This window comes from Acetobacter sp. ESL1128, assembly GCF_058505085.1.
The window spans coordinates 2,742,415-2,758,816 of sequence record NZ_CP196369.1; the positions used below are offsets into that span (position 1 = coordinate 2,742,415).

13 protein-coding genes are annotated in these 16,402 nt (G+C 59.6%); 6 read left to right on the top strand and 7 right to left on the bottom strand.

The window, feature by feature from the left end:
* Positions 1–6: 6 nt before the first annotated feature.
* From mdoH to ACSYTG_RS12765, 3 genes are all read right to left on the bottom strand, one after another.
* Positions 7–2,157, bottom strand: coding sequence for a glucans biosynthesis glucosyltransferase MdoH (gene mdoH / locus ACSYTG_RS12755; protein WP_489783407.1), 2,151 nt, complete (start codon positions 2,155–2,157; stop codon positions 7–9).
* A gap of 2 nt (positions 2,158–2,159) precedes the next feature.
* Positions 2,160–3,704 carry an OpgD/OpgG family glucan biosynthesis protein gene (locus tag ACSYTG_RS12760; protein ID WP_086646896.1) on the bottom strand — a complete coding sequence of 515 codons (1,545 nt, stop codon included), beginning with the start codon at positions 3,702–3,704 and terminating at the stop codon, positions 2,160–2,162.
* A gap of 61 nt (positions 3,705–3,765) precedes the next feature.
* Positions 3,766–4,140, bottom strand: a complete 375-nt coding sequence (locus tag ACSYTG_RS12765) for a winged helix-turn-helix domain-containing protein (RefSeq protein ID WP_489783408.1) — start codon at positions 4,138–4,140, stop codon at positions 3,766–3,768.
* Between the two features lie 64 nt (positions 4,141–4,204).
* On the opposite strand from ACSYTG_RS12765, the gene ACSYTG_RS12770 reads away from it, so the two are divergent.
* Positions 4,205–4,720: a GNAT family N-acetyltransferase gene (locus tag ACSYTG_RS12770; protein WP_415420592.1), complete on the top strand. Its 516-nt coding sequence runs from the start codon at positions 4,205–4,207 to the stop codon at positions 4,718–4,720.
* Here ACSYTG_RS12770 and recA read toward each other — a convergent pair whose 3' ends face one another.
* Both recA and ACSYTG_RS12780 read right to left on the bottom strand, forming a co-directional pair.
* Positions 4,721–5,752: a recombinase RecA gene (gene recA / locus ACSYTG_RS12775; protein WP_095349508.1), complete on the bottom strand. Its 1,032-nt coding sequence runs from the start codon at positions 5,750–5,752 to the stop codon at positions 4,721–4,723.
* A 262-nt stretch (positions 5,753–6,014) separates the two neighbouring features.
* Positions 6,015–7,451, bottom strand: coding sequence for a gamma-glutamyltransferase (locus tag ACSYTG_RS12780; protein WP_086646900.1), 1,437 nt, complete (start codon positions 7,449–7,451; stop codon positions 6,015–6,017).
* 193 nt (positions 7,452–7,644) lie between these two features.
* Between ACSYTG_RS12780 and ACSYTG_RS12785 the strand changes: the two genes are divergently transcribed.
* A complete protein-coding gene (locus ACSYTG_RS12785; RefSeq protein ID WP_086646901.1) occupies positions 7,645–8,421 on the top strand; it encodes a DsbA family protein in 777 nt (258 codons plus the stop codon).
* Positions 8,422–8,878: 457 nt separating this feature from the next.
* Complete coding sequence (locus ACSYTG_RS12790; RefSeq protein ID WP_158093051.1) at positions 8,879–9,937, top strand: methyl-accepting chemotaxis protein; 1,059 nt, start codon at positions 8,879–8,881, stop codon at positions 9,935–9,937.
* A gap of 58 nt (positions 9,938–9,995) precedes the next feature.
* Here the strand turns inward: ACSYTG_RS12790 and hemA are convergent, their stop codons facing one another.
* Together hemA and ACSYTG_RS12800 are read right to left on the bottom strand one after the other, a co-directional pair.
* The gene (gene hemA, locus ACSYTG_RS12795; RefSeq protein ID WP_489783409.1) at positions 9,996–11,309 is read right to left on the bottom strand and encodes a 5-aminolevulinate synthase; all 1,314 of its coding nucleotides are present in this window, start codon (positions 11,307–11,309) and stop codon (positions 9,996–9,998) included.
* 61 nt (positions 11,310–11,370) lie between these two features.
* Positions 11,371–11,847, bottom strand: coding sequence for a hypothetical protein (locus tag ACSYTG_RS12800; RefSeq protein ID WP_086646903.1), 477 nt, complete (start codon positions 11,845–11,847; stop codon positions 11,371–11,373).
* A 254-nt stretch (positions 11,848–12,101) separates the two neighbouring features.
* Between ACSYTG_RS12800 and ACSYTG_RS12805 the strand changes: the two genes are divergently transcribed.
* Genes ACSYTG_RS12805 through ACSYTG_RS12815 form a run of 3 tightly spaced genes read left to right on the top strand, consistent with a single transcriptional unit; the run spans position 12,102 to position 16,326 of the window.
* Entirely contained in the window at positions 12,102–14,057 is a 1,956-nt protein-coding gene (locus ACSYTG_RS12805; RefSeq protein WP_489783410.1) for a transketolase-like TK C-terminal-containing protein, read from the top strand.
* 20 nt (positions 14,058–14,077) lie between these two features.
* Positions 14,078–15,100 carry a type I glyceraldehyde-3-phosphate dehydrogenase gene (gap, locus tag ACSYTG_RS12810; protein ID WP_086646905.1) on the top strand — a complete coding sequence of 341 codons (1,023 nt, stop codon included), beginning with the start codon at positions 14,078–14,080 and terminating at the stop codon, positions 15,098–15,100.
* Complete coding sequence (locus ACSYTG_RS12815) at positions 15,100–16,326, top strand: phosphoglycerate kinase (protein ID WP_086646906.1); 1,227 nt, start codon at positions 15,100–15,102, stop codon at positions 16,324–16,326. Before gap ends, ACSYTG_RS12815 begins: the two co-directional genes overlap by 1 nt.
* Positions 16,327–16,402: the final 76 nt, after the last annotated feature.

Below are 16,402 nucleotides of genomic sequence, written 5' to 3' on the forward strand. Positions count from 1 at the left end.
GTTTTGTTACGACTCGGGGAGGTGCAAAATCAGGTCCACACCTTTGCGGCTGCCCAGAACGGCGGCTTTTTCCTTAACCGTCAGGCGGCGTTCCGCATCCGGCAGGGAGGGCGCTTCCGCCAGCTTGACCAGACCGACAAGCTGATCAGCGTTAATAGGGTCCCCCACACGGCGCTCGGCTGGCAACATGGCAATATGCGCCTGACACAATGCGGGATCAGCCCGCAGGGCGCGCAGGGCGTCGTCGGGCAGGGTTGGGGTTTGGTCCTGCGCCTCCTCATGCTCAAGCTTTTGCAGGACATCGGGAGTCTGTGTTTCTTCGGGCACCAGCAAAAGCCCTGCCCGCCTGAACCCAAGCCCCACATTCCGGCTGCTGGTAAAGGCAACCAGAGGAATGGAAAACACCAGCCCAAGCAGAACCGGCGTCATCCAGAAAAACAGGGAGGGAGAAACAACCCATGCTCCAGCCCCCAGCACCAGCCCAAACAGGGTAAAGCGCGCGTACTGGCGCACCACTTCCATGAAGGGAATACCACCATCATCACGCCGCTGGGTATTCCAGCCGGAATCATGCCCACTCAGGATCGAGATAACGCCCGATGTCTGGATAAGCATGGCAATGGGAGCGATCAGGCCGCCGATCAGCGTTTCCACCAGCACGGACACAGCCGCACGGACCGGCCCACCACTGCCGCGCCGTGCCTCGGGGTCCAGCAGCAGGGCAATATAGGCCAGCAGCTTGGGGGCAAGCAGCACAACCATTGTGCCAATAAACACGTATTTGGCCTGCACCGGGTCCACATGGGGCCAATGCGGGTACAGGAGCTTGGTATCCCCAAAATATTCAGGACGCTGAAAATGCGCCTGAAGCGAAATTAAAATCCCGGTCAGCAGGAACACCAGCCACAGGGGGGAGGTCACATACGCACCAATGCCCACAACCATGTGCATGCGACTGACCCAGTGCAGCCCCTTGGTGGGCAGCACCTTGACGTGTTGCAGGTTACCCTGACACCAGCGCCGGTCACGGATGGCCACATCGGTCAGCGAGGGCGGGCTTTCCTCATACGATCCGTCCAGTGCGGGGATCATGTGAATGGCCCAGCCACCACGGCGCATCAACGCGGCTTCCACAAAGTCATGGCTAAGAATATGCCCGCCAAAAGGCGGCTTGCCGGGCACATGGGGCAACCCCGCCTGACTGGCAAAGGCGCGGGTGCGAATAATGGCGTTATGCCCCCAGTAATTGCCTTCCGAGCCATGCCACCAGGCAATGCCATACGCAATAATGGGGCCATACACACGCCCGGCAAACTGCTGCAAGCGGGCGAACAGGGTCGTGCCCCCCACAATAACCGGGAGTGTCTGGATCAGCCCCACACCGGGGTTGCGTTCCATGGCATCCGCCATACGCACCAGCGTTTGGCCGGACATGACGGAATCCGCATCCAGCGTAACCATGTGGTCGTATGCGGCCCCAAAGCGGCGCACCCATTCCCCCACATTGCCCGCCTTGCGCTCTACATTGTTGTGCCTGCGGCGGTAAAAAATACGCTCATGCCCGCCAACCTGCTCCCGCAGGGCCAGAAAAGCGGCTTCTTCCTTGACCCATACATCCGGGTTGGTCGTATCGGAGAGGATAAACAGGTCAAAACTGCCAAGCTGCCCCGTTTCCTCCAGACTGCTGTAAATGGCCCGGAGCCCGGCCATAACGCGGTGGGGAGGTTCGTTATAGGTGGGCAGCAGCAGGGCGGTTCTGCGGGTCAGCAGGGGCAGGGGGCCTGTGCGGCGGATACCAAGCCCAAGGCCGCCATGCGTTACCAGCGAGCAGAACCCGGCCACCGAAGAGGTGAACGCAAGGGCAATCCACATAAACAAGGCAATGAACAGCACCAGCATGATAACGCCGAGGGCAGACACACCCGCCTCGTCCATAACCATGTGCGTGCGCCATGCCCCATACGCCGTGAGTGCAAGCGCGGACCCGATAACCGATAGACGGCGCAGCACAATGCTGGAAGGCGATGTGGCAGGCGTGCGCCCGCGCCCTTCCATACTGGCGGGTTTTTGCAGGTTCTGGACCGGCATATCCAGCCGTGCTTCGGGGGGCAGGGCTTCAAAACGTCGTTCAGAGGCGCCCGTATTCATATCCGGCATAATCAGGGCGTCCACCGGTACAGCCACTGTTCGGAAATGGGGCCAGAATCCGTTTCCAGCACCGCACTCAGGTCAGCGACCTTGGCATCCCCTGGAATAAACTCAAACGTGGTGCGGATTCCGTTAATAGCCGGATTAGGCTCGACAACCACATTCTGGATTGTGCCCGCCGATGTTTTGGGCGTGACATGGAAATGCGTATCCTTTGGCAGATGCTCAAAGGGAGTGCCCATAAAGTCTATGGCAAAGAAACGGGCATCATTATTATCCACCACCGAACCCACGCGGGTCGCACCTATACGGGCCAGCGGTGTGGGGAAGGGCGCATCCCACCCCCAGTACATGCGGTAGGTAAAGTGGTATTCCTGCCCCGCGCGCAAGGGTTCCTTGGGCCGCCAGAAGGAGACGATGTTATCGTTCACTTCGTTGGGGGTGGGGATTTCCACCAGATCAACCCAGCCAGCACCCCAGTCCCCGATCGGTTCGATCCACAGGGAAGGGCGTTTTTCGTAATGCAGGGCAAGGTCTTCGTAATCATGGAAGGCGCGCCGGCGCTGCATCAGCCCGAACCCACGGGGGGACACATCCGAGAACGTGGAAAACTGGAGATCCAGCGGATTGCGCAGCGGGCGGTAAAGCTGCTGGTCCGCACCGGTCCACATTTGCAGGGCTTCGCTGTCATGCGCTGCGGGGCGCCAGTCATCGACGTGGTTATGGTCGTTAACATCAAAATAGAACATGCCGGTCAGGGGAGCGATACCGGACTGCTCGATCTTGGCGCGCGGGAACAGGGTTGTCTGCACGTCAAACACAGTGTTGTCGCCTGGGCGGATAGTAAAGCGGAAGGCCCCTGTTACCGTCGGGCTGTCCAGCAGGGCATGCACAACAATGGACTGTACGCCCGGCTGCGGCTTTTCCAGCCAGAATGCGCGGAACAGCGCGAATTCTTCCCCTTTTGGATCCCCCGTACCATTGGCGAATCCACGGGCGGAAAGCCCATAATCCTGCCCCTTGGCCACAGCCCGGAAGTAGGACGCCCCCAGAAATACGCAGAACTCCTCCATAACACCGGGGGTGTTAATGGCGGTACGCAGGCGGACACCGGCAAAACCCAGATCATCCGTAACCCGCAAGGCGGGGTCGGAATAAGTGAACAGGTCAGGGGAGTAGGGCACAGTGCCAGCCTGCCCGTCCCGGACCTCATAAATTTCTATGCGGGGGCGGTAGAGAAAACCGCGGGGGAAAAACTCCACGTCAAACGCAAGATTGTCCCCTGCCCACAAGGCGCGGTCGGGCCGGTAGGCAATGCCCCGGTACTGGTCAAACGTCAGATTATCCAACGCTTTGGGCAGGCTCTGCCCCGGCGGATGGTACTCCGCATTGGCCAGCCTGCGGGCAATCTGGATTACGGTGCTATCATCAAACTTGCCGGTGGCGCCACTCAGCCCCTCCGCCCGTGCCTTACGGGCGACTCCGCCAACGAGCGATGCCAAAGTCACGCCCGCCCCGGCCCGAATGACCCCGCGTCGCTGTACGTTTGATGACACTTTAATCTCCCGCTATGACCAATAACTCTCTGGCGCGATTGTACCTACGCCATGCATTTTGTCACTCAGATAAGGTTTTTTGGAGGCATTCGTCCGCAGGTGCCAGCAGGGCTTCCATCTGGCTGATACCAGAACGGGCCGCCTGTGCCGCGTCACGCTCGATCTGGCGATAAAGTGCCAGAACGGTTTTGCCTGTCTCGGTCAGGAATGCGCCACCACCCCCGCCAGGCCGGGTCATGACCAGCGGCTCCACAAAAAGCTGGTTCAGGTTATCCACCAAAAGCCACGTACGCCGGTAAGACATGCCCATGGCACGCCCTGCCGCAGAAATAGAGCCGGTTTCGGCCAACTGCTCCAGCAGGCGAACCTTGCCATGCCCCAGAGCGGCACGTCCATCGGCATCAACCCGCAATGTCAGTCTCAGTCGCCCTGTCATGATCTCTGCTTTTCAGTCATAAGTAGCTCCGTGCAACACCACGCATAAAGAGCGGAACCTTGGTATGAACACTTCGCGCGCAGATACCATCTGGCGTTTGATGACGCCAGATGATCTTGCCCACGTTACAGCACTGGCTGGCAGTGTGCACCCTGACTACCCCGAAGATACAGATATTTTTGCCGAACGCCTGCGCCTTGCCCCCACAGGCTGCCTGAGCCTGATGCTGGACGGAATGTTAGCGGGCTACCTGATCAGCCACCCGTGGCGGGGGCTGCTTTCCCCCCCATTGAACACCCTGCTCGGTGCCCTGCCCGCTCCGGCGGACCGCTGGTATATTCATGATGTGGCCATAGCCCCGGCCGGGCGCGGCAGGGGCTATGCACAAATGGCCATTGCCCGGGCCGAAGAGGCCGCGCGCGCAGCGGGCCTGAACACACTGACCCTGACATCCACCCGCCATGCCCTTCAGTTCTGGGCGCGACAGGGGTTTGTGCCAGATGTGATCAGTGCGGAAGAACAGGCCATTCTGGCATCATACGACCCACAGGCCTGCCTGCTCTCCCGCCGTATCGGGTAGTTAGTCTTCGCCCTCGGCATCATGCTCGGGGGCGACCATCATGGCTTCAGCCACAACGCCTGCGTGTTCACGCACCTTGCGCTCAATATCCGCCGCCATTTCCGGGTGATCGCGCAGGAACTGCTTGGCGTTCTCGCGCCCCTGACCAATACGCTGGCTGTCGTAGGAGAACCATGCGCCAGATTTTTCCACCACGCCGGCCTTCACGCCAAGGTCGATGAGTTCCCCCACCTTGCTGATGCCTTCACCGTACATGATGTCAAACTCGACCTGACGGAAGGGCGGAGCCATCTTGTTCTTGACGACCTTGACGCGCGTCTGGTTGCCCGTGACCTCGTCCTTGTCCTTGATCGAGCCGATGCGGCGGATATCCAGACGGACAGAGGAATAGAACTTGAGCGCATTCCCGCCCGTTGTGGTTTCGGGGTTGCCGAACATCACACCGATTTTAAGGCGGATCTGGTTCAAAAAGATCATCAGCGTATTGGAGCGTGCGACTGTGCCGGTCAGCTTACGCAGGGCCTGGCTCATCAGGCGGGCATGCAGGCCCACATGGCTGTCGCCCATATCGCCTTCAAGTTCGGCACGGGGCACAAGGGCAGCCACACTGTCCACCACCAGCACGTCAATCGCCCCTGACCGCACCAGAGTGTCAGCAATTTCGAGCGCCTGTTCACCCGCATCGGGCTGGCTGATCAGCAGGTTATCAACATCCACGCCCAGTTTTTTGGCGTAGCCAGGGTCCAGCGCGTGTTCGGCATCAATAAATGCGCAGGTGCCGCCCCGTTTTTGCGCCTCTGCAATGGCGTGCAGCGCCAGTGTGGTTTTACCCGAGCTTTCCGGCCCGTAAATTTCCACCACACGGCCACGGGGCAGACCACCAATGCCCAGAGCAATATCCAGCCCGAGCGAGCCGGTGGAGATGACATCCGACTGTTCCTTGGGCCGCTGGCCCAGCCGCATGACGGACCCTTTGCCAAAAGCCCGTTCAATCTGCCCAAGAGCGCCTTCCAGCGCCTTTGCCTTATCCATTCTCTACCATTCCCTCAGCTTATGAGCCGAACAACCAGACCGGGCCCCCGCGTGACCCCGAGCCTGAAACCTGTTGGTTCAGGTTTAAAACCCCTGCCACAAACATTTTTGCTCCGCAACGCGCCGCCACGAAGGCTCAGGCCCCGGCACAAACCCCGTTAAGAATTTGGACCCGTTTTGTTCCATTATAGAACAAAAGAAAAACATAGCAAGGGCGGCATGCTGCTCCAGCACGCCACCCCTGATTTTTATAACGCCAGACCTAGTGGGCGACAGGGGTGCTCCCCACCGCAAGGCCGGCTCCTCTGGGGTCCGTCCAGCCAAAGCACCGGCCTGCCCCACCAGAAAGCCCACCGGGGCAGGACACAAAGTTGGCCCGCCCGTTGCCATTGGTCACCTGCGGACGCACGCCTGCAACCGCTGCCTGCAAGGCAATGGCCGCCGTATCAGCCGCCACATTCTGCCCCGAGGCCGTAGCAGCCGCGCGGAAATCCGTGCCCTGATGCACAATACCCGCTGCCAGCAGGGGGAGCGGCCTTTGTGCAGGAGAAGCCCCCAGCACAATGCCGGTCGAACCTGCAATACGCCCTGTGCCGAACAGATTGTTCATGCTCAGTGCGCAGGCCACGGTCTGGCCCTGCCGGTCGGTCACAACAAAAGAGGTAGAGGCTGGCAGCGCAGGCAGCGCCCCGCCGGAGGAGAGGCTGCCAGAATTAAGCAGTGCCTGTGCATCGGCCACCATGGTCGCACTGCCCTTGCCGCTCTGGCGCGCCCGCCATGCCGCTACAACACGCTCCCCACCACGGCCACCGGCCATATAGGCCGCAGCCATGCCAACCCCGCCATCGGCTGGGGGAGGAAGAAAACTGATGTCCAGCCCACGGGCATGCACCGTAAGCGGGGGCTCGGCCACGGGAACATCCCCTCGCAGGTCGGCTGAGGACAGGCCACCACCCGCAGCCTGCGCCCCTTCAATAAAGGTCTGGGCCAGAGCGCCTGTGTACAGATCACCCACCCCGGCAATGCGCATGCGCTCAAGTGCTCCCGCCAGACGGGTCTGCACCAGTATGTCATCTGCTGCCAGCACATGCCCGCTGTCGTTACCAAAAACGGCACGCGCCTTGTCATCCGCCAAAAGGGAGGACTGAACAGCCGCCAGATCCGCTGCCAGCAGCCCCCCGACGGGCACCCCGCGGGAGGCCAGGTTCCGCGCAGGCACAATAAGGTCTGCAAAATCCACGCTGCCATAACGCATCTGCATCAGGAACAGCCCACGCGCGAGCAGGGGCACGGATGCAGGCCGGTCTGCCTGTGCGTTGGTCTGGGCAGCACCCTGAGGCACAAAAACAAACGCCTGTCCCGCAGGCTCACCCGGGCGCCATGCAAGGCAGGCCCCGCCCCCACCAAGGGAGGCGCGCGATGGCAGGGAAACCGAAAGCGCAAGCCCCAGTGCCGCAGCCGCGTCCGCCGCATTGCCACCCTTGGCCAGAATGTCCCGCGCGACCAGAGCCGCGCGCGGTTCATCCGCCGCCACAGCCCCGACAAACCCGCTGACAACCGGCTGGTTCACGTGGTCATCCGCCCCCCCACAGGCCGCCAGTGTGCTGGTCAGGGCAAGAGCAAGCGCTGCCGCGCGGGCACGACCGGGCAAGCCGGTGCGGGGCAGGACAGAACGGTGTTTGTTGAATCGGGCAGCCACGCCTAGCGCTCTCCACTTCTGGGCCCGTCCGGCGGGCAGACGTTTTTGTACTTTAATCTCATAGCTGGATTACCCTGCTTTGGGGCTATCAGCAACACAACTTGCGTGGCACCTTTGTTGCAGAACACTCTGTGTATTCCCTTGCCCCAAGCGGGCGGGCACCGTAGCGTCCTGTTTTACGGATAAGGACACCATGCAAAAACTGATCTCATCTTTCTATCGTCTGACAGCCTCAGGCGCTCTGGCAACCCTGCTTGCACTGGGCGGCCAGACAGCCGCACATGCTGCAACCGATGGCAGCTTTACCCCCGCCCAGCGGGCCGAGATTGTCTCGATCGTACGCAATGCGCTTAAAACCGACCCCACAATCCTGACCGATGCCGTGGCAGCCATGCAGAGCAAGGCATCAGAGCAGAAGGCGACATCCGCACTGGATGTTGTCCGCCACAACAAGGCGCAGTTTGGCAACAGCACAAGCGACATTGTTCTGGGCAACCCCCACGGCAAGCTGAGCATTGTCGAGTTTTATGACCCGCGCTGCCCTTACTGCCGCAAGGTGCTGCCAGACCTTGATGCACTGGTTGCCGCTGAACCGGACCTGAAGCTGGTGGAAAAGGTCATTCCCGTACTGGGGCCGAACAGTGTGCTGGATTCCCAGGCTATTGTGGCCGCCGGTTTGCAGAATGCCTACAAGCCGTTCCAGCAGGCTCTTATGGCCGACACCTCCGCCCCCGGCATGGAACGTATCCGCCATGCAGCGGCACTGGCCGGGCTGGATGCGGACCGGCTGGTAAAGGACATGAAAAGCCCCGCCGTAGCCACAGCACTGGCACAGAACGTAGCCCTTGCCCGCTCGATTGATCTGGATGGCACGCCTACCTTTATTATTGGCGAACAGCAGATTATTCCCGGCGCGGTCTCTCTGGACGACCTGAAGGCTGCGGTTGAAAAGCTGAAGCAGGCGCACTAACCGCCATAGGCACACCATCCGGGCATACCTGTGCCCGGATGGTGATACCACCTTTTTATGACACAGACTTTTTACCAAACTTTCATATTAATTTTATAGACTTCACTTTTTTAAAACCTGTTTGAAATGGACGGATTTGCAGTTCTCTCCCGCAATCCGTCAACACGGCGGCCAGCGGAGCGACACAAAACTGTCACTTTACCCTTCGCAAAAACTGGCACTACGCTCAAAAACCCTTTTATTTTAACCAAAAAATAGACAAATGACCCTGCCGCAAACATTCGACCAGCACAGCATGGGTTCCCTCGCGCAAGACGGATTCAGACTCAGCCCGACAGAATCCGGAAGTGCCGTCATGGAGATTTTTAAAAATCATCCAGACACCCATCATATTTGCATTATCAACGCCAGGAATATTCCCGTTGGCGTGGTGGAAAGGCAAAAGTTCCTTTCCCTTATGTCCAGTCCGTTTTCATACGCCCTGTATCACAAACGCCCTGTTACACTGCTGATGGATGATAGCCCACTTATGGTGGAGGCCAGAACGCCCATTCTGGATTTTACAAAAAAGATTCTGAACAACAAAATATCTGATATTAACAAATCTTTTATAATTACACATAACCAGTGCTACGTTGGCACAGCCACTCCGTTTGACCTTATGCGGATGTCCTACCTCCACAGCAATCGTATTTCAGATACACTCCAGACCAGAACCATAACGCTGCATGAAACACTGCATAAAATCCAGACCGCAACCCATTCGATCAGTGCGGAATCCCGCAGCCTGAGGGATGAGTCCGAAAACCTTTCGGAGCGGAACCGCACGCAAAACCAGCATTTGCAGGAATCTGACAAACGCATAAAATCAACCATAGAAAAAACCCAAGACCAGAATATAAAAATGGAAGAATCCAGAAATTATATTCAGCATGCATCCACCAGCATACGGGAATCGTGCGTAAAAATTAACGACACCATAGAAAAATTCAAAAAAATATCGGAAGCATCAGAAGATATTGGTAAAATTCTTAATATCATGAAAAGCATTTCTTCCCAGATCAATATTCTGGGGATCAATGCAACCATAGAAGCCTCCAAGGCCGGAAGCTATGGTGCTGGCTTTGGTGTAGTTGCGCAGGAAATCCGTAGCCTGTCACACATGACATCAGAATCCCTGCTCCGCACCAGAACACTTATCTCCTATTTGCAGGATTCCATACATACCTGCTCCGGCTCCATGTGCGACAACTCCCAGACACTGGCCGGCATTATTCACCACGTTGAAAAAATAAAGCGTTCCTTTAAAGAGTTTGAAGAAACAGCATTGGTACAAAAAGAAGAGATTAACCAACTACACCAGATCATGCAGAAACTTAATGTCTCCACCGCCCAGAATAACGAAACGGTGCACAATACCAACGCGATCTGCGACAATCTGTTCATCAATGTTTCAGAACTGGCGCAAATGACAAGTAACATGCACAGCCTGCCAGCACATTATAACCTGCAATAAAAAACCCTCCATTTTCATGGAGGGTTTTTAAAAAGACCAGAACAGGGCCGGTTCTGCCTCAGGCTACGTTTTCGACCTTTTGCGCAACCGGCTGGGGAATAACCCCTTCCCCGCGCAGCAGATGCGCAAGTGCGCGCACCATATCGTCCATCATCTCATCCGTATGGAAGGGTCCGGGCGTCAAGCGCAGGCGCTCGGTGCCTTCGGGCACGGTCGGGTAGTTGATCGGCGTTGCATAATGGCCAAACTCCACCAGAAGACGACGGCAGATCCGCTTGCAGCGCTCGGCATCCCCAATGGGAATAGGCACAATGTGGCTTGGCGTCATGGTAAAGGGCACACCGGCAGCCCGCAGGCGCTGGCGCATGGTATGCACACGCTCAAACAGGGACTCGCGCCGCCAGTTCTCTGCCCGCACCTTGCGCACGCTGGCCAGCGCCGCCCCCACCACGGATGGCGGCAGGGCTGTGGTGAAAATAAACCCCGATGCCGTTGAGCGCAGGAAGTCCACAATTTCGGCCGAAGCGGTAATGTAGCCCCCGTGCACGCCAAAACCCTTGGCCAGCGTGCCCTCAATAATGTCCACCTGATCGGCCACACCATCGCGCTGCGATACGCCACCCCCTTCCTGCCCGTACAGCCCTACGGCATGCACTTCGTCCAGATAGGTCAGGGCATTGTATTTTCTGGCCAGAGCACAGATCGCGCCAATGTCGGACATGTCTCCATCCATGGAGTACACGCTCTCAAACGCAATCAGCTTGGGGGCATCGGCCGGAGCTGCGGCCAGCTTGGCTTCAAGGTCCTGCAGGTCGTTATGTTCAAAAATAACGGTCTGGGAGCCACGCGCACCCTTGATGCCCGCAATCATGGAGGCATGGTTCAGGCGGTCGGAAAAACAGATCCAGCCGGGCATCGACGTCAGGATTGTCTGTAGGCTGGCCTGATTGGACACATAACCCGAAATAAAGAGCAGCCCGGCTTCCTTGCCATGCAGGGCGGCCAGTTCGGCTTCCAGCTGGTTATGCAGCGGGCTGGTGCCAGCAATATTGCGCGTGCCCCCCGCTCCTGCGCCATGCTCGCGAATGGCGGCAATGGCGGCATCCTGCACTTCGGGCACTACGCCCATGCCCAGATAATCGTTTGTGGACCAGACGATAACCTCACGCCCTTCGGGCATGTTGGCCACGTATTCCTCATACAGGGGAAAGCGTTCTGCCTGACGCGCAAGTGGCGTAAAGGTTCTGTAACGCCCCTGCTGCTTGATCCGCCCCAGCGCTTCCTCACAGTGTTCGTAAAATGGATGCCGGGCGTTCTTGATCGCTCCCACGCTTGTTTTCTCCTCGCTTCTCGTCAGAAACGGTCGGGGCATGGGCTTACCCATCGGCCGTCTGGCCTTTTGTCTTCGTACTTTTGCGTTTCGGTTCGGTAACCTATCGCACATACACCCGTATGGTGGGCTTCGTCACCGACGAATCCGGCATAGCGGACATTTCCACCTGTGCTTCGGGCGCGCCTGCGTCCACCAGTTCCTGCATAATGGCGTGTCCGTCATGCTGGACAAGCTCCTGCAAGGCGGTCTGTTCCGCCTCCTGCCCGGCCTGTGGTGGCACCAGACAGCTTACAACAAAGAGCACTTCCTTTTTACGCGCAAGAGCCTTGTGCGCAATCTGGTCCACCGGCGCCTTCCATTCCGCCTGTGGCGTGCCTGCCACCAGCTCAATCAAGGGCGGCACGGGTGGCGGACCGGGAGGGGGAGGGGGAATATACGGTTTGGGCTCAACGCTGGCGGAAGGGTCAAACGTTCTCTGGTCCAGCGGCTTGCACCCGACCATGCCCGCCAGCAGGCAGACCGAGAGCGCCGCCCCAACAGCGCGCCCCCCTTTTGCGGCATGAAAAACAGACAGCATGACCGGACCACTCTCCACTTGAAACAAGGCAGCGCACCAGACGCACGTATTTTACAAGGTATCCGCCCCTTCTTTCGCGCTCCCACGCGCCCGGCGCAAGCCCTTACGCCTGTAACCCGGCTGCAAAACACGTATTCGACCGCCAAACTGCCTCTTGCGGGTACCGTTTGCTCTCTGGTTAACTACCCAGCGGCACCGGGCGGGTTGCGCGGGGCACTTCTGTACTGCACTCCCTTGGGCAAAACACAGGGCTGATGGCCGGCACATCTTCCACAGACCACACCATACCACACGCCTCCCACACGCAGGACGCCCTTGTGCTGCGTATGGACAAGGCAGCCCGCGCGCTTCTGGCCTCCGCCACCACGGAAGAGGACACCCGGACCGAACTCCAGACCATGTGCCTGCCCATGACAGCGCTATGGTGCCGCATTCTCCGCTTTGACCCCGCAATGCCCACATGGCCGGACAGGGACCGCTGCGTAGTACCCTCTTCCGCCATGCTGCCCCTGCTGGCCGCCATGTTACGCCTGACTGCCCCGGCCGGCGCGCAGGAATTAAGCCCAACGCTGGAATATGGCCAGCACCCGGCCGTGGAAATTGCCACAGGCCCAGCGGGGCAGGGCATGGCTGCGGCGGCCGGTATGGCGCTGGCCGAACAGCATCTGGCCAAACGCTATGGCCGTTCCCTTGTAAACCACCGCACATGGGTGCTGGCACGTGACAGTGATCTGGCCACAGGTGTTGCGCTGGAAGCCGCACAACTGGCCAGCCGCTTTGGTCTGAACCGCATGGCCGTACTTGTCTGCCCCTCCCCCCTGACCGACCCGGCTGATTTTTCGGACTCACTGGCCCGGTTTGGGGCATCGGGGTGGAGCGTGCGCAAAGTGCGTGCCCATGACCTTGGTGGCATTATGGCGGCCCTGCAGGCCACGCTGCGGGCCAGAAAACCGACCCTTGTTGCCTGTATGCCCGAATGCTGCGCCACCCTGCCCGACCTGCCCGCGGAGGAGGAGCTAACCGGCCCATGGAGCCCCACCGCTCGGCGTGGTGGCTCCATCCGCCGCTCATGGCTGCGCAGGCTGGCCCAGCACCGCGCCCGTGCGGATTTTGAGCGCGAACAGTCCGGCAAGGCCCGCCAGACCATGCGGGAGGACTGGGGGCGGCTCTGGCGCCAGACCATGCGCGCAGCCCCCGATGGCTCATCCCAGCAGGCAGCCTTTGCCGGGCTGCGCTCACTGGCAATGCTCCGGCAGGATGTGGCCATTCTGGCCGCCACCTCCAGCACCAGAAGTTCGCGCCGGGCCAACCTGCCCATACCCTTCAGCAATACCGCCCAACCTTGTGGCATACAGGAGCATGGCATGGCGGGCATGCTCAACGGCATGGCCCGCCACGGGGGCATTCTGCCCTGCGGCGTAGCCGGGATGATGACCATTGACCGCATGCGCTCGGCCTTGCGCATGACGGCACTCATGCGCAGCAAGGTGCTTTACCTGCTAACCGATGACGGGCTGGCCCTGAGCGATAACGGCGGCGGCTGGCAACCTGTGGAACAGCTGGCCAGCCTGCGCGCCATGCCGCATCTGGCCGTTTTCCGCCCTGCCTGTGCCGATGAAACCTTTGCCTGCTGGCAGGCCGCCCTGAACTGGCCGCAAGGCCCGGCCCTGCTGATCCTGTGCCCACACCCCCCACCGCCACGCGCAGCCCGGCGGGCCGGGCATTACGGCGGCCCATCCCATGGCGGCTACCTTATAAGCTGCAGTGCGGGGGAGCGGCACGTCACGCTCATGGCATCCGGCCCCGAGGTTGCCATTGCCACGCAGGCAGGGCAGCATCTGGCCGAGCAGGGGCTGAACGTGGCTGTTGTTTCCATCCCCTGCTGGGAGGTTTTTGCACAGCAGCCAGCCGCCTACCGCACGGCCGTGCTGGGGCTGGAGGGTTTGCGCGTGGGAATAGAAGCCGCAAGCAGCTTTGGCTGGGAACGCTGGCTGGGAGCAGATGGAATTTTCGTTGGCATGGATGATTTTGGCATATCCGCCCCTGCCAACGCGGTGTATGAACGCTTTGGCATTACAGCTGGAGCGATCTGCGAGAAAGTGCTTGCGCGTTTTCTTGCATCTGGAGCGCAAAAGGACTCGTCCCCTACCGCCCCACCCCCGTCCCGGCTGGAAGCCCTGGACATGTCACTAACGATAACAAGATCATAAAAAGTACGGAGACACATCCCATGGCAGTCAAAATCGCCATCAATGGCTTTGGTCGTATCGGTCGCCTTGTGCTGCGCGGCATTATTGAAAGCGGACGCACCGACGTTGTGCCCGTAGCCATTAACGATCTGGGCAGCGTTGAAGATAACGCCCACCTCCTGAGCTATGACAGCGTGCACGGCCGCCTGCCTGCGGACGTTCGGGTGGAAAACGGCAAGCTGGTCATTTCCGCCAATGGCCGCACATGGGACCCGATTACCGTTTCCGCCGAGCGTGACCCCTCCAAGGTACCGTTTGCAGGCGTGGACGTGGCCATGGAATGTACCGGGCTGTTCACCACCAAGGAAAAAGCAGGCCTGCTGCTGGCTGCTGGCGCACGCAAGGTTATTGTTTCCGCCCCGGCAACGGATGTGGATGCAACCATCGTCTTCGGCGTGAATGAAGATGTGCTGACATCGGATATGACCGTCATCTCCAATGCCTCGTGCACCACCAACTGCCTGGCCCCCATTGCCAAGGTGATGGAAGACGCCTTTGGCATCGAACGTGGCTACATGGTGACCATCCACTCCTACACCGGCGACCAGCGCACGGTGGACACGCTGCACAAGGACCTGCGCCGCGCCCGTGCCGCAGGCATGAACATGATCCCCACCTCCACAGGGGCAGCCCGCGCCGTGGGTCTGGTTCTGCCGCAGCTCAAAGGCAAGCTGGATGGCACGGCCATCCGTGTGCCTACGGCCAATGTGTCCGTTGTCTCGCTCGACTTCGTGCCCAAAACGGCTCCCGGCAGCGTGGAAGAGGTCAACAACGCGATCAAGGCCGTTGTGGACTCCGGCAAAATGAAGAACGCACTGGCCTATAACGAAGCCCCTCTGGTCAGCTCCGACTTCAACCACGCCATTGCCTCCTCCACCTTTGATGCCACACAGACCGCTCTGGTCGATGGCGGCAAGCTGGTGCGCGTGTGCTCCTGGTATGACAACGAGTGGGGCTTCTCCAACCGTATGTCCGATACGGCAGCCCTGTTTGGATCGCTCTAATGGCTACCAATCTCCCCTTTGCCACGCTGGATACGCTGGACCCCAAGGGCAAGCGCATCCTGCTCCGCGTGGATCTGAACGTCCCCATGAAGGACGGACAGGTTACCGATCAGACCCGCATTGAGCGGGTCGTTCCCACCATTCGGGAACTGGCGGAAAAAGGCGGGCGGGTTATTCTGCTCAGCCATTTTGACCGGCCCAAGGGCCAGGTTGTACCGGCCATGTCGCTCAAACCCATTGCCACGGCACTGGCCACGGCACTGGGTCGCCCGGTCAGTTTTGCCCATGACTGCATTGGGCCTGAAACAGAAGCCGCAACCCGCACCATGAATGACGGGGACGTTCTGCTGCTGGAAAACACCCGCTTCCAGCCCGGTGAAGAACGTAATGACGCAGAACTTTCCGCAGCACTTGCCAATCTGGGCGATGTGTATGTGAACGATGCGTTCTCCGCCGCACACCGCGCCCATGCCTCCACGGCCGGGATTGCCACCCATCTGCCATCCTTTGGTGGCCGACTGATGGAAGCGGAGCTGCAGGCCCTGTACGCAGCACTGGAAAACCCCGAACGCCCCGTGGGGGCCATTGTGGGCGGGGCCAAGATTTCCACCAAGCTCCAACTGCTTGAAAACCTGCTGGACAAGGTGGACATGCTGGCTATTGGCGGCGCCATGGCCAACACGTTTCTGGCGGCTCAGGGCCTGAGCGTTGGCAAATCGCTCAAGGAAGAGGACATGCTGGACACGGCCCGCCTGATTATGGCGCAGGCCAAAGCCAAGAACTGCGACCTGATCCTGCCGGTTGACATGGTCATCTCCGAAGACTTCATGGCAGGTGCCCCCACCAGCACCGTGCCATCCAACGCCATTCCCGATGGCTGGATGGCGCTTGATGTGGGGCCGGAAACGGTCAAGCTGCTCAACAGCAAGCTGGCAGGGCTTAAAACGCTGGTCTGGAACGGCCCGCTGGGCGTGTTTGAACTGCCTCCGTTTGATGAAGGCACAAACGCGGTAGCGCAGGAAGCAGGCCGACTGACCAAGGCTGGCCAGCTAAAAACCGTTGCCGGGGGTGGGGATACCGTATCCGCCCTGCGCCATGCGGGTGTGCTGCATGACATGACCTATGTCTCGACCGCTGGTGGCGCTTTTCTGGAATGGCTTGAAGGCAAGATTCTGCCGGGCCTGACTGCAATCAGCACCACGCTGGAAAAAACCCTGCCGATCTAACGCGCAGGACCAGACCATATCAGGCGCTTGTGGCTTACTTTGTAACCTGCAAGCGCCTGATCTCATTTTAAAACCC

Coding starts and splice junctions, on each gene's coding strand:
- mdoH (WP_489783407.1), bottom strand. CDS start 2,157: ATGCCGGATATGAATACGGGCGCCTCTGAACGACGTTTTGAAGCCCTG.
- hemA (WP_489783409.1), bottom strand. CDS start 11,309: ATGCCCCGACCGTTTCTGACGAGAAGCGAGGAGAAAACAAGCGTGGGA.
- ACSYTG_RS12815 (WP_086646906.1), top strand. CDS start 15,100: ATGGCTACCAATCTCCCCTTTGCCACGCTGGATACGCTGGACCCCAAG.
- ACSYTG_RS12765 (WP_489783408.1), bottom strand. CDS start 4,140: ATGACAGGGCGACTGAGACTGACATTGCGGGTTGATGCCGATGGACGT.
- ACSYTG_RS12805 (WP_489783410.1), top strand. CDS start 12,102: ATGGCCGGCACATCTTCCACAGACCACACCATACCACACGCCTCCCAC.
- ACSYTG_RS12800 (WP_086646903.1), bottom strand. CDS start 11,847: ATGCTGTCTGTTTTTCATGCCGCAAAAGGGGGGCGCGCTGTTGGGGCG.
- gap (WP_086646905.1), top strand. CDS start 14,078: ATGGCAGTCAAAATCGCCATCAATGGCTTTGGTCGTATCGGTCGCCTT.
- ACSYTG_RS12790 (WP_158093051.1), top strand. CDS start 8,879: ATGTCCAGTCCGTTTTCATACGCCCTGTATCACAAACGCCCTGTTACA.
- ACSYTG_RS12785 (WP_086646901.1), top strand. CDS start 7,645: ATGCAAAAACTGATCTCATCTTTCTATCGTCTGACAGCCTCAGGCGCT.
- ACSYTG_RS12770 (WP_415420592.1), top strand. CDS start 4,205: ATGAACACTTCGCGCGCAGATACCATCTGGCGTTTGATGACGCCAGAT.
- recA (WP_095349508.1), bottom strand. CDS start 5,752: ATGGATAAGGCAAAGGCGCTGGAAGGCGCTCTTGGGCAGATTGAACGG.